Here is a 12,688-nt window from a genome sequence, read left to right as displayed (position 1 = left end):
TCTCAGTCCCCCATGCAGATCCCGACCGCCTTGGCGGCTTGGACGACTTCTCCTTCGGGATCCACGAGGTGGAGCTTGTTGACCGCATCCTCGATGGGAACCGAATCGACATGGTATGCCTGGTAGGAAACCATGCGCCCGAAGCTGCCTTCCGCGGCAAGGTTCACCGCCATCACTCCGAAGCGCATCCCAAGGATGCGGTCGAAGGCGGTCGGTGCGCCGCCGCGCTGCAGGTGGCCGAGGGTGGTCGAGCGGGTTTCCTTTCCGGTCAGATCCTGGAGGCTGCGGGCAACCTGCTCACCGATACCGCCGAGTCGGACTTCGCCTCCACAATTCTGCGCCGTGGTCACCAGCCCGCCATCCGGCATCCTGGCGCCCTCCGCCACGACAATGAGCGTTGCGTGTTGTCCGCGCGCGTCGCGCTGTTTGATGAAATCGGCGACGGTCTGGAGGTCAAAGGGGATTTCAGGCAGGAGGATGACGTTCGCGCCACCGGCCATCCCGCCCCAGAGCGCGATCCAGCCCGCGTGCCTTCCCATGACTTCCAGCACCATCACCCGCTTGTGTGATTCCGCCGTGGTGTTGAGCCGGTCGAGGGCATCGACAACCGTCGTCACCGCGCTGTCGAAACCGAAGGTCATGGCCGTGGCGCAGAGGTCGTTGTCGATCGTTTTCGGCACCCCGACGATGGGCCAGCCGGCACGGAAAAGCTGGAGGCCTGTGGTCAGCGAGCCGTCGCCTCCGACGATGACGAGGGCGGAAATGTCCATGCGCTCCATCGTCGATTTCGCGCGGGCGACGATTTCCGCAGGCACCTCCGCGACATCCCCGGCACCGATTTTCGCCGCGAAATGGCCCTTGTTCGTGGAACCGAGTATGGTCCCGCCCAGCTTGAGAATGCCTATTGTATCGGCGGGCTTGAGGATGCGGAAATCGCCGGGCGGCAGCAGACCCTCAAAACCGTCCTTGAATCCGATGACCTCCCAGCCGAGCTGATCCGCCGCGCCGACGACACCGTGGATGACCGCGTTGAGCCCTGGGCAATCGCCGCCGCTGTTCAGGATTCCGATTCTCATAGGTTCAATTTTCAGGTTCCAACGGTAATTTCACCGGACGGGTGCGGGGGTGGATAGGATTTCGCGTTTCGCATCTTTCACAGGTGCACCGGCGGCGAGCCATGGATCATAGAAAGCCCAGCCGGCCTTGATGAGCTGGCGGGTGCGGGCGTATCGATCCGGGCTATTGAGAACCACGACGATGAGGCGGCGGGGCGTGACTCCCTTGCTGCCGTCCGGCTTGGTGCGGACGACGGGATCGCGGTCCATGCAGGTGGCAAGGCACGGGCCTGCGGCACGGGTGGTTCCGGTCTTCACCCCGAGAATGCCTTGCTCGCCGATCAACTCGTTCGAGTTCGTCAGCGTGTAGCTGCGTTTTCCGGCAGCGCCGTTGACGGAAATCTGCCGGGTCTTCTGGCGGACGATGAAGGTGATCGCGTTGCGCCGCATCGCATGGATGGCGATGCGCGCCATGTCGGCGGCCGTGGAGTAGCCGGGCTTAGGGCCGTTCTCGAGGCCGTGGGCGTTCACGAAGAGGGTGTTCTTGGCGTAGGTTGCCTTGGCCAGCTTGTTCATCTCCGCGACGAAGGCCAGCACCGGATCCCCGCCTCTGCCGCGTCGCGCAAGCAGCTGGCCGCCGACGTGGTGGGCGATGCTGAGCGCGGCGATGTTGTCCGAGGAGAGCAGTGCGGCGTAGAGGGCATCGCGCAGCGTCAGGGTATCTCCGGGAGCGAGCTGGATGGAGCTCGAGGAGTTGATCTGGAGGACGATGTCCGGAACCTGTATCATGTGGGTCGCAATGTCCGTGCCGGTCGCGGTGGCCCAATCGACGGCGACGATCGCGGTGGCCATTTTCGTGAGGGAGGCGACGGGGCGCTTCTCGGTGGAGCCCGATGCGGAGAGGACTTTTCCCGAGTAGGCCTCAACGACGATGTGAGCCTCCTGGGCGGAGAGGGTGGCGGTGATTGCCATGAATAGGGTGAGAAGCTTGCGCATGGCTGGAGCTTAGGAATGCGGGCATGACATTCAAGCGCACAGAATCGGTTTGCCGGATTTCGCCCCGGGGCTAGCCTGCTGCCATGGCGGAGATATTGAAAGACGGCGGGATCTGGCTGGTCACTGCGGTGATCCTGCTGATCGGCTTGGCGGGCTGCGTGATCCCGGTGTTGCCGGGGCATCTCATCATCCTTGCCGGTGCCGTCTGCTACCGCCTCGTGGTTGGGCAATCCGCAGGCATAGGTTGGTGGGGCTTCTCCATCCTGGTATTGCTGATGGCGGTCTCGCAGGCCTTCGAGATCATGAGCGGCTCGCTGGGCGCAAAATGGTTCGGCGGCAGCCGCTGGGGCGCGGTCGGTGCATTGGTCGGTGGCATCGTCGGCCTATTTTTCCTCCCCTTCGGCCTTCTCGTCGGGCCATTGGTCGGAGCATTTGGCTTCGAGAAGCTTTTCGCGAAGATGAAAACGCGGGAGTCTGCGGTTTCGGGGGTCGGCAGCGTGGTCGGAACTCTCGCCGGGATGGGTTTTAAGATCGTCGTCGGTGTCCTGATGATCGCCGTGTTCCTCCTGGATGTGCTCGTTTGGTAAATGCTGAAACGCTGAAATAAGTTGGTTTTCCGGCTTTTCGGCTTTCCAGTGTTTCGCTTTTCAGCGTTGATTCCCTCGCCGTCTCCCGGGCGGTCGCAATGGGGCGCAAGCTCCTATTGAGGAAAGTCCGGACACCGTAGGGCAACCCGCCTTGTGAAAGCAGGGAACGCAAACCGAGAGGGGAGCGGATGGAAAGTGCAGCAGAAAAGACACCGCCGATGGCCCGCAAGGGCACAGGTAAGGTTGAAATGGTGGGGTAAGAGCCCACCGCGCCGAGGGCAACCGGAGCGGCATTGGAAACCCCGGGTGGTGCAAGACATAACAGGGAAAGGGCGGCCCGCCCGTCAACTCCCGGGTATTAGTCGCACTCCGCGCAAGCGGGGCGCCCGGCGCAAGCCGGGTTGAGAGAAATGACCGTCCAGCTCCGGGTAAAACCGGGGTGGACAGAATCCGGCTTACAGGGAGGCGGCACCCCCTTTTTTCATCGTTTCACCATACTGCGAGACGCGTCGGTTGTGCCAACATTGTTGTTTTTCGTCGTGTCAGTGCGGTGATGGCATCGCACCGCCCTTGCTGCGGAGCTTGAGGTTGAGCATTTCCACGCCCAGCGAGAACGCCATCGCGAAGTAGATGTAGCCTTTGGGGATCTCGAAATGGAATCCCTCAGCGATCAGCGCCGTGCCGATGAGGATGAGGAAGGACAAGGCCAGCATTTTCACCGATGGGTGCTTGGAGACGAAATCCCCGATCGATGAGGCGGAGACCATCATCACGCCGATGGAAATCACCACGGCGAGCATCATCACGGAAAGGTGATCCGCCATGCCTGCGGCGGTGATGACGGAGTCCAGAGAAAACACTATGTCGATCACCGCGATCTGCGCCATGATCGCGCCGAAGGTCGCCGCATTGATGGAGTGCCCGGTTTGCTCGTGGCCTTCGAGTTTGTGGTGGATTTCCTTGGTCGCTTTCCAGATCAGGAAAAAACCGCCCGCCAGAAGGATCAGCCCCTTGCCGCTGATGTCGAGCATTCCCGCGTGCTCCGCCGCGTAGGGCATCATGTTCCAGAGAGCGGGGTGCACGGGGATGGAGAAGATGGCGGACGTAAGCCCCATCATCCAGGAAATCGTCGCCAGCAGGCAGAGACGCATGACCATGGCGAGGGATAGGCCTATCATGCGGCCGCGCTTCCGCTGCTCGGGCGGAAGCCTGTCCACGAGGATGGAGATGAACACGATATTGTCGATGCCGAGGACGATCTCAAGCAGGGTCAGAGTGAAAAGCGCGGCCCAGGCGTCGGGTTGGGAGAACCATGAGAAGTCGATCATGCTGCTCAGGGGGCGCGGGATTCCAGTTTCTTCACGCGTTCGACGAGTTTGGGAAGGCGGCGGACAAGTGCTTTGTTCCTCGTGTCCTCCTTCATCGGGATGGCGGGGTATCCGGAGTAGGTTTCGTCGCCTGCCAGATTCGTTGTGACTCCGGTGCGGGCGGCTAGGATCGCTTTCGTGCCGATGGTCACATGCCCCGCAACCCCGGATTGCGCGGCGATGGTGACATAGTCCCCAAGCTTGGAACTGCCCGCAAGGCCGGTCTGCGAAATGACGAGGCAGTGCTTCCCGATGACCACATTGTGGGCGACCTGCACGAGGTTGTCGATCTTGGTGCCCTCGCCGATGAGGGTCTTGCCGAAGCGGGCGCGGTCGATCGTGGTGTTCGCACCGATCTCCACGTCGTCGCCGATCTCGACGATGCCGACCTGGTCGATCTTCACGTGTTTCCCGTTGGAAAACTCGTATCCGTATCCGTCCGATCCGATGACCGCGCCGGGCTGGATGGAAACCCTGTCGCCGAGTATGCAGCGCTCCCGGATCGTGACGTTCGCGCCTATGCGGCAGTCGTTGCCGATCACGGCGTTGGTCTGAATCACCGCGTTCGGGGCAATCTCCGTACCGTCGCCGATGACCGCGCCGTCCATCACCACAGCACCGGCATGGACACGGGTTTTCGCGGGATCGAGCTTTGCGGTCGCTGAAACGATGGCCCTTGGATCGATGCCGGGGGTGAATTTTTCCGCCTCCGCCGCGAAATGCCGGACGACAGCCGCGAAGGCCAGCGAGGGATTCGCAACCGCGACCAGCGCGGGGCCGCCGGGTTTGAAGTCATAGCCCGCAGGGACGATCACCGCGCCTGCCTTGGTGGCGAGGAAATGGGGCAGATATTTTTCGTTCCCGAGGAAACTGATGTCGTCCGACCCGGCCGCATCGAGGGCGGCCATGCCGGAAAAAAGGGAACCCGCCTCCCCGCAGATGATTTTTCCATCAGTACGGGCGGCGAGTTCCGAAAGACTCAGGCTGATTGCCAAAGCGGGAGGTGTCTTTGGGATTACTCCTCGACGGGTGCGGGAGCGGTCTCAGGAGCAGGCTCTTCGGATGGGAGGGATTCCGCAGGGGCGTCCTTGTTCAGATCCTTGAGCAGGCCGGCGGTGATGTCCGTCGCGTCCTTGGTATAGAGGAGGAAGGGAACCTGAGAGGTGCTGAGGCCGGATTTGTCGAAGACGTAGTCATAGTTGTCGGTCTTGGCCTGCTCCTCGACGAGCTTGCGGATTTCCTCAAGGATGCCCTTCATGCGCTGCACCATCTTCTCGTTGAGCGCCTGGTTGCGGCGCTGGAGGAACTCGCGGCGCTCGCGGTCAAGGGCGATGCCCTCCTGCTGCTGCATCTGCCAGTCCTTGAACAGCGCCTGCTTCTTGGAATCGTTGATCGCCGGATCCTCGATCTGCTTCTTGAGGTTGCCGAGGTTGGTTTCCAGCTCGCGGATGCGGGCGAGGCGCTCGTTGTTGTCCTTCTGGATGCGGGCGCGCTCCACGTTGATCTGCTTCTGGGCCTCGTTGGTGCGGTAGTATTGCTTGAAAAGCTCCTGCATGTCCACGGTGGCGATCTTGAGTTTGGCCTCCTGGGCGGCTGCCACGGAAATGAACGAGGCGGCTAGGGCCACGCTGAGAAAACGTCGGATTAGGGTCATAGGATGTTTGGGGTTGCGAATGTCTGCGCGGCAAGCTTGGTGGCAAAATCCGGGTGCGTCAACGCACAACCTTCGTGCATTTGCATTGGGCGAAGCAGGGTCAATCCCCGCCGCCGCAGCCGCCGCCACAGCCTCCCCCACCGGAGCAGCCGCTGTCGGCACCGCCGCCGCCGCAGCTTCCTCCGCCGGAGCATCCGCCGCCGCCCTTCCCTCCTTTTTTGGAGAAAATCGAGGCAAGGATGACAAAAAGGACGAATGCGATGATGAAGACGGGGAAAACCGAGAATCCATCGGCGCTGGCGAGATGGCTGGCACAGCTCGCCAGGGGGATGGACAAGCCCGTACCGACGGCGAGCGCCGCCAGATGGCGTTTCCTGACGATGAAGTGGGAGGATGCATCGACGCGCCGGAAGTCCCGTTTCGCGAAGCGGACTCCCGAAGCCGGCCAGACAGCCGGTGGCGGTTCATCACCAAATGCCTCGCGGTAAGAGGCAAGTGTCCGTTCATACCAATCCGCATACTTCGCGCGCTCCGCAACTCCGCCCTTTGTCGGGCCATGGTGGAGAGGGAAGCCGAGGGTGTCGCGGCAGAGGTCGTGCCAGTAGCTGCGGGTGTAGCAGAGGTGCAGGTGCCATGCCTGGTCCACCGCATCGGAAGGTGTCACCGCATGACCAGCCGCCGCACTGAGGTAGAGGAAGCGCCGGTATTCGCCCAGCACCTCCGCCGTGAAGCATTGCGTCCAGCCATTTTCCCGCGCCAGCCGTTCGGAGAAACGGAAGCCCGCTTCCGGGTCATCGAGCGGAAAGGAACGCAGCTTCTCCCAGAGGGCGGGGTCTTTCATGTGCCTGAGGCTATCTCGGCGGAGGCACCCTGGGGAAGCGCCGATTTCTCAGTGGCCGCAGGTGCAGGCATATTCAAGGTGCACGCAGGTCGGGCAGCTGTTGAGATCCACGGTGAGCCTTTCGGTCACGTTGTCGGCATCGGCCGCGGATTTCACCTGCAGGATGAGCGGGATCTTCTTGCCTTCGGGAAGCGGCTTTTCGGAGATGAGGGATTCGCCAACCTTCGCAAAGGTCATCTTCGTCGGTGCCGAGCGTTCGCCGCCGATGGCGGATGCTGTGGCATCCCCGGCGGGAGCCGGCTTGTTTTCCTTGTCCAGGAAGGTCAGGCGCAGCTTCCTGTCCTCCGTCACGAAGAACTCGAAATGGGGCTCCGTGGAGGTGAAAATCTTCCCGCCGTTCGGGCCGGCGGTGATGGCGGCGTGCTTGTGCCCGGCTTCGTCGTGGTTGTCCTTGCCATGGTTGTCCTGTCCTTTTTCCCCGGCGAAGAGGTAAGGGGTGAGTAGTGCCATTGCCGTCAGTGTTACGTTTGTTATCTTCATATCGTTGTTTGGATGTGTTGTTGTCGGTGAAAATTCATATCGATGCCTCGGAGCGCAGGGAAAGTGCGCGGGCGGCGGCCTTTCTGCCGATCAGCCAGAACATCGCCGGGGTCACGGCCATGTCCAGGAAGGTGGATGAGATCAGCCCGCCGACGATGACGACAGCAACGGGATGTAGGATTTCCTTGCCGGGCTGGTCTGCCGCGAGGACGAGCGGGATGAGGCCGATGCCTGCGGAAAGCGCGGTCATCAAGACGGGGATGAGCCGTTCCTTGGTGCCGCGGACGATCATTTCCCGCGTGAAGCCCTCGCCCTCGTGCCGCATGAGGTGGAGGTAGTGGGAGACCATCATGATCCCATTGCGCGCCGCCACGCCGCCCACGGCGATGAACCCGACCAGCGTGGCAATCGAGATGTTGTCCACCATCAGCCATGTCAGCGCGAGCCCGCCCATCAGTGCGAGGGGAATGTTGACCAGCACCTGCAGGGCGAGCGAGGCGCTCTTGAAGTATCCGCAGAGCATCATGAAAATGATCATGAAAACCACCGAGGAAAGGATGGCGATGCGCTGCGTGGCCTCTTTCTGTGCCTGGAATTCGCCCTCGAAGGTGATGAAATACCCCTCCGGCCTCTTTACCTTTTCGGCGACCTCTTTCTCCAGGCGGGCGGCGAGGTTCGAGACATCGCGCGCCGTCGGCTTGATCGCGATGGCAAACCTGCGCTGGTTGTTTTCACGGAATATCACGTTCGGCCCCTTGGCCTCGCGGACGTCGGCGATCTGGGAAAGCGGCACCCATTGTTTTTCGGAAACCTGGATGGGGATTTCGGAAATCCTCTGCGGGGAGTTCCTCCACTCCAGCGGCAGGCGGGTCACGAGGTTGATCTCCACTTGTCCCGCGTAGAGCTTGGCGCATTCATGGCCGCCGAGCAGTGCGGAGAGCTCCGAACTGATCCTGCCGGGCGTGATCCCGTAGGCGAGTGCGCGGGTGCGGTCCGGCTCGATGCGCAGCTGTGGGATCGAGGCCGCTTGGTCGAGCTTCGCGTTCTCGAAACCCGGGATCGTCCGTGCGACTTTTTGCACCTCCGTGCCGATGCTGCGGATTTTCTCCAAGTCCGGGCCGAAGACTTTCACCGCCACCGGCGCGGACACCCCGCTCATCATGTGGCCTATCCTGTCCCCAAGCGGGCCGCCGACCACGGCGAAGATGCCCGGCACCGTCCGGACTTTTCCGCCGATGTCATCCAGGATTTCTTTCCGGGATCTTTCGCTGGCCGTGAAATCCACATCGAACTCCGCGGTGGAGACCGGAACCACGTGGTCGCCGCGCTCCGCCCGACCCAGCCGCCTGCCGATTTTCCTGACCTCCGGGACGGAAAGGATCTGCTGTTCGATGACATCGGAAATGCGGTTCATCTCCTCCAGCGAGGTGCCGGGTGCCGCAGTCGCCGCCACGAGCGCCGTCTCCTCCTCGAAACGCGGCAGGAAGTCCTTGTTCATGGCGGGATAGAGAGAAAATGAGGCGAGCATCAGCGCGAAGGCGATGAGCAGCACGATCAGCGGCTGGGCGAGGGCGGCGCGGAGAAGGGTCTTTTCCAAGAGCCATTTCAACACCCGGGAAATCGCTCCGTCCCTGTGCTTGCCGCCGTCCCTCGGCTTCAGCAGGAAGGAGCAGAGCACCGGGATGACGGTGAGCGAGACGATGAATGAGGCGCTCATCGAGACGATGGTGGCGATGGCGATGGGGGCGAAGAGTTTCCCCTCCACTCCGCTCAAACCCAGCAGCGGGAGGAAGACGAGGATGATGAGGACGGTGGCGTAGAGTATGGAGTTGCGCACCTCGCCGGATGCGCTGGCGATGACGGAGAGCCTTGGCAAAGGCTCGGGGCGGGCGGCGTTCTCACGCAGCCTCCGGAACACATTCTCCACGTCCACGATCGCATCGTCCACCACCATGCCGATGGCCACCGCGAGGCCGCCGAGGGTCATCGAGTTCACGCTGATCCCGGAGAGCTTGAAAACCAGCATGGTCACCGCGAAGGACATGGGTATGGCCGTGAGGGTTATGAAGGTGGTGCGGAAATTCAGGAGAAAGAGGAACAGCACGATCACCACCATGATGGCTCCGTCGCGGATCGCTTCAGTCAGGTTCCCGATCGCGTGGTCAATGAAGTCCTTCTGCTGGAAAAGCGTGGTCGTCTCCACTCCGGCGGGCAGGGCGGGCGCCAGATCGGCGAGCGCAGCCTCGATCTCTTCGGTGAGCCTGCGGGTGTCCGCTCCGGGTGCTTTCGTGATCGACATGATGACCCCGTAGGTCGGCGATTTCTCCGGGGCTTTGCTGACAGTGGCATCGCCGCGCATCGGCTCGATGCCCCACACCACATCCGCCACATCCGCGATGGAAATGGGCCTGTCGTCGATTTTTTTCACCACCGTTTTTGCGATCTCATCCGGTTCCACGGTCATCGCAAGGTTGCGGATCATGATCTCCGTCGGGCCGGTGTTAAGGAAACCGCCGGCGCTGCGGCTGGCGGCGTTTTGCGCAGCATTCTCAAGCTCCGCAAAGCTGACATTGTGTGCGTACATGCGATGCGGGTCCGGCTGGATCTCGATCCGGCGTATGCCGCCGCCCATGTTGAGGACTTCCGCGATGCCGTTGATTGACTGTAGGCGCGGCTTGATCGTCCAGTCGGCGAGGGTGCGCACCTCCTCGGGCTTGAGGTGTCCCTCACCGCCCTCCGCAACGGTCGAGCGGACGCCGACGAGCAGGATCTCCCCCATCAGGGAGGCGACGGGGGTCATGAAAGGCTCGGTGCCGGGCGGCAGTTTCTCGCGGGCGGACTGGAGCCGCTCCTGCACCAGCACTCGGGCTCTTTGGATGTCCGTGCCCCAGCCGAATTCCGCGTAGATCAGGGACAGGGCGACATCCGAGTTCGAGCGCAGCCTGGTGAGGCCGGTGATGCCCATGAGCGAGTTTTCAAGCGGGACTGTGATCTGTGTTTCCACCTCCTCCGGTGAAAGCCCGTGTGCCTCGACCAGGATTGTCACGGTTGGCTTGGTGAGATCCGGCAAGACCTCGACGGGCAGCTGTGTGGCGGTGTGGAGGCCGAGCACCATCATGAGGATGGAGACGGCGACCACCGCGGCACGGTTGGCCAGCGAGAATTGGATCAGCTTGTTGAGCATGGTGGGGAAGTTGGTGATGTGACGCCTGCTTCAGGCATCCGTCCTTGGATTGCTTTTCCGGGTCAACAGGGAGGCGATGAGCAGAAGACCAAGCAGGATGGAGGAATACATCCATAGGCGGCTGCCTTGGATATGAGCTTCTTCGCCATGGGCATGGCCCTTGTGATCTTGCTTCGCTTCATTTTCGCCCAGTTCGGATCCGTCCTCCGCGTGCTCGTGGCCGTGCGCGGCATCGAGCGCCTCTTTGAGCGAAACGGTTCCCGCGCCCGCATAGGAGAGCGAATATGCCCCGCGCGTCACCACCTCATCGCCGGGGAAAAGTCCGGTCACGATCTCCACCTGCCTGTCGTTCATCGCGCCGACGATGACCGGTGCCTTGACAAAGGCATGGGGCAGATCGAAGTGCCTCACATAGACGAAGCGGCCAGCCTCCTCGCCCTGGAGGGCGGGGCGTGGGATGCTCATCACGCCGGGGCGCTTGCTGAGGACGATTGAAAACTCAGCCCTCATTCCGCCGCGCAGCCGGTTGCCGGGATTTGGCAGCAGGAACACTGCGTCGATGGTTCCGCTCTCCTCATCCGCGCTGGTGCCGAAGCGAATCATGGTGCCCTCAAAATCCTGATCCGGCAGCGCGATCACGCGGATGTGCGCCATGCTGCCTTTGGCCATTTTTCCTGCCAAATGCTCCGGGATTTTCGCCACTGCATAGACCCGGCCCAGATCGGTGATCTCCATGAGGGCGGAGTCCGCCGTGACCGGATCGCCAAGGCGTATGCTGCGCTCCGTCACCAGCCCGTCGATGGGCGCCTCCAGGGTGACGACCGGCGGAGGATCGCCCGGCTGGCGGCTCTCGATGCGCGCCACTTCCGCGCCTTTCTCGACCGTATCGCCGGGATTTGCGGAAATGGCAATCACCCGGCCGGGGATGCGGCTGCTGACGGCGGCGGTGTTTTCCGGTAATGCCTCGATGTGGCCGAGTGAGAACACCGTGTCCTCGAAGTCCGTCTCCGCGACCACTGCGGTCTCGATGCGCAGGTTTTTCTCACCCGTCTCGTCGAGCACGATGGTGTCCGCGGCGTGGGCGGTGACGAGAAGCAAAAGGGATGTGACGATTCGTTTCATGGGGGGTTCTGTTAGGGTTGGCCGGTCGCGGCCTGGTAGCGGATATGGGCAAGCCGGAACTCCCGGGCTGCATCGATTCTGGAGGCTTGCAGCTCCAAGATTTGCTCGCGGGAACGGATCACCGCCTGGAGGTCGCCCTGGCCCTTGCGGTATGCGTCTTCCAGCAGTTCCGTCTGCGTGCGCGCCAGAGGCAGCAGGGAAGCATCGATTTCCGAAACCAGCGCCGCCCATTGCCGCATTTCCGCGCGTGCGGTATCGCTGGTGTGGTCGATGTCCCGCAGGAGCGCATTGAGTTCCTCGCGCTTGCGCCCTTGCCGGGCGGTTGCCTCGTCGATCGCGCCCTGGTTGTCGTTCCAAAAGGGCAGGGGAAGGCTCAGCCTGATTCCGATCATGCCCTCGTTTTCCAATCCAACAGGGGCGTCCTCCACTCGCTCGCCCGCAGCGAAAACGGAAGCCTCGATGTCATCCCGCCGCCGTGCCCGTTCCAGGGTGATCCCTGTATTGGCGGCATCCAGCTCCGCATTCATGGCATCCAGGTCCGGGCGGCTCACTGCGGCGATCCCGGGGAGCGATAGGGTGGGGATTTTCCCCGAGAGGGAGACGGGAGTCCCGGCGGCGATTCCAAGCAGTGGCCGCAGCCTTCCCAGCGAGGCGGTTTCCTCCGCTTCCAGCCTGCGCTCTTCCGTTGTCAGGCGCAGGGCGGCGAGCCGTGTTTGTGCCGCATCGAGTTTGGAAAGCTCTCCCCGTGCGGAAGCCCCGGAGATGAAGTCGGCCAGCCCATCGGCAAGGGATTTCTGTTCCAGCAGCAGCGCCCGCCGTTCCCGCACCGCCAGCGTTTTCACGAACTCGGCACGCGCCTCGGCCGCAAGCAAGCGCTCCACGTTTTTCACCTCCGCTTCCGCTGCCTTGACCCCCGCGATGCCGATTTCCTTCTCCAGCGCAAGCCGGTTGGTAAGCGGGAATTTCTGGGAAATGCCGATCTCCAAGCCGCCTTCCGCATTGCGGACATTGTGGGAGAGTCCGGTTTGCAGGGATGGGTTGGGAAGGCGGCCTGCCTGTTTCAATCGACCCAAGGCCTCGCCGATGCGGTGGCGTGCTGCGGCGAGCTCCGGGTTTCCGTGCCGGATGCGTGCCGGTACGGACTCGTAGGTGAGTATCTCCGCAGGCTGCGCCTCGACGGGGAGCAGGTTTGTCAGGAAAACGGCAGTTAGGGCCGGGTATGGGAATTTCATGGATGGGTGTGCGCGGGTGGCGCTTCGTCTGAGTCTGGGTCTGGGTGTCACCGCAGATGGGTGCACCAGCACCTTGCGGCAACAGGGGAGGGGCGTGCTGGGAATAAGCA

The 12,688-nt window shown here is 62.4% G+C and carries 11 protein-coding genes and 1 other RNA gene; 2 read left to right on the top strand and 10 right to left on the bottom strand.

The features are described 5' to 3' along the window. Positions 1–2: 2 nt before the first annotated feature. Both HZ994_03465 and HZ994_03460 read right to left on the bottom strand, forming a co-directional pair. Positions 3–1,076, bottom strand: coding sequence for a 6-phosphofructokinase (locus HZ994_03465; GenBank protein QTN31423.1), 1,074 nt, complete (start codon positions 1,074–1,076; stop codon positions 3–5). 30 nt (positions 1,077–1,106) lie between these two features. Continuing rightward, on the bottom strand, positions 1,107–2,051 hold the full coding sequence (locus HZ994_03460) for a D-alanyl-D-alanine carboxypeptidase (GenBank protein QTN31422.1): 945 nt from the start codon (positions 2,049–2,051) through the stop codon (positions 1,107–1,109). 83 nt (positions 2,052–2,134) lie between these two features. Between HZ994_03460 and HZ994_03455 the strand changes: the two genes are divergently transcribed. Further along, complete coding sequence (locus HZ994_03455) at positions 2,135–2,638, top strand: DUF456 domain-containing protein (GenBank protein ID QTN31421.1); 504 nt, start codon at positions 2,135–2,137, stop codon at positions 2,636–2,638. Positions 2,639–2,715: 77 nt separating this feature from the next. After that, an RNA gene (gene rnpB / locus HZ994_03450) (RNase P RNA component class A) lies at positions 2,716–3,112 on the top strand. A gap of 68 nt (positions 3,113–3,180) precedes the next feature. Here the strand turns inward: rnpB and HZ994_03445 are convergent. The 8 genes from HZ994_03445 to HZ994_03410 all read right to left on the bottom strand — a co-directional run bounded on the left by HZ994_03445 (position 3,181) and on the right by HZ994_03410 (position 12,578). Continuing rightward, a complete protein-coding gene (locus HZ994_03445; GenBank protein QTN31420.1) occupies positions 3,181–3,966 on the bottom strand; it encodes a TerC family protein in 786 nt (261 codons plus the stop codon). 5 nt (positions 3,967–3,971) lie between these two features. Next, complete coding sequence (gene lpxD / locus HZ994_03440) at positions 3,972–5,000, bottom strand: UDP-3-O-(3-hydroxymyristoyl)glucosamine N-acyltransferase (protein ID QTN31419.1); 1,029 nt, start codon at positions 4,998–5,000, stop codon at positions 3,972–3,974. 20 nt (positions 5,001–5,020) lie between these two features. Next, positions 5,021–5,659: an OmpH family outer membrane protein gene (locus HZ994_03435; GenBank protein ID QTN31418.1), complete on the bottom strand. Its 639-nt coding sequence runs from the start codon at positions 5,657–5,659 to the stop codon at positions 5,021–5,023. A gap of 100 nt (positions 5,660–5,759) precedes the next feature. After that, entirely contained in the window at positions 5,760–6,500 is a 741-nt protein-coding gene (locus tag HZ994_03430; GenBank protein ID QTN31417.1) for a hypothetical protein, read from the bottom strand. Between the two features lie 48 nt (positions 6,501–6,548). Next, entirely contained in the window at positions 6,549–7,040 is a 492-nt protein-coding gene (locus tag HZ994_03425; protein ID QTN31416.1) for a hypothetical protein, read from the bottom strand. Positions 7,041–7,074: 34 nt separating this feature from the next. Beyond that, the gene (locus HZ994_03420; GenBank protein ID QTN31415.1) at positions 7,075–10,224 is read right to left on the bottom strand and encodes an efflux RND transporter permease subunit; all 3,150 of its coding nucleotides are present in this window, start codon (positions 10,222–10,224) and stop codon (positions 7,075–7,077) included. Between the two features lie 30 nt (positions 10,225–10,254). Beyond that, a complete protein-coding gene (locus HZ994_03415) occupies positions 10,255–11,346 on the bottom strand; it encodes an efflux RND transporter periplasmic adaptor subunit (GenBank protein ID QTN31414.1) in 1,092 nt (363 codons plus the stop codon). Between the two features lie 11 nt (positions 11,347–11,357). Next, positions 11,358–12,578, bottom strand: coding sequence for a TolC family protein (locus HZ994_03410; protein ID QTN31413.1), 1,221 nt, complete (start codon positions 12,576–12,578; stop codon positions 11,358–11,360). Positions 12,579–12,688 lie beyond the last annotated feature (110 nt).

Source organism: Akkermansiaceae bacterium, assembly GCA_017798145.1.
Taxonomy (GTDB): domain Bacteria; phylum Verrucomicrobiota; class Verrucomicrobiia; order Verrucomicrobiales; family Akkermansiaceae; genus Luteolibacter.
The sequence above is the reverse complement of the archived record's forward strand: the minus strand, read 5'-3'. Positions and strand labels throughout refer to the sequence as shown.

Bases quoted from the DNA above. Each gene is read 5' to 3' on its own strand.
- HZ994_03465 (QTN31423.1), bottom strand. From the start codon at position 1,076: ATGAGAATCGGAATCCTGAACAGCGGCGGCGATTGCCCAGGGCTCAAC.
- HZ994_03460 (QTN31422.1), bottom strand. From the start codon at position 2,051: ATGCGCAAGCTTCTCACCCTATTCATGGCAATCACCGCCACCCTCTCC.
- HZ994_03455 (QTN31421.1), top strand. From the start codon at position 2,135: ATGGCGGAGATATTGAAAGACGGCGGGATCTGGCTGGTCACTGCGGTG.
- HZ994_03445 (QTN31420.1), bottom strand. From the start codon at position 3,966: ATGATCGACTTCTCATGGTTCTCCCAACCCGACGCCTGGGCCGCGCTT.
- HZ994_03435 (QTN31418.1), bottom strand. From the start codon at position 5,659: ATGACCCTAATCCGACGTTTTCTCAGCGTGGCCCTAGCCGCCTCGTTC.
- HZ994_03430 (QTN31417.1), bottom strand. From the start codon at position 6,500: ATGAAAGACCCCGCCCTCTGGGAGAAGCTGCGTTCCTTTCCGCTCGAT.
- HZ994_03425 (QTN31416.1), bottom strand. From the start codon at position 7,040: ATGAAGATAACAAACGTAACACTGACGGCAATGGCACTACTCACCCCT.
- HZ994_03420 (QTN31415.1), bottom strand. From the start codon at position 10,224: ATGCTCAACAAGCTGATCCAATTCTCGCTGGCCAACCGTGCCGCGGTG.
- HZ994_03415 (QTN31414.1), bottom strand. From the start codon at position 11,346: ATGAAACGAATCGTCACATCCCTTTTGCTTCTCGTCACCGCCCACGCC.
- HZ994_03410 (QTN31413.1), bottom strand. From the start codon at position 12,578: ATGAAATTCCCATACCCGGCCCTAACTGCCGTTTTCCTGACAAACCTG.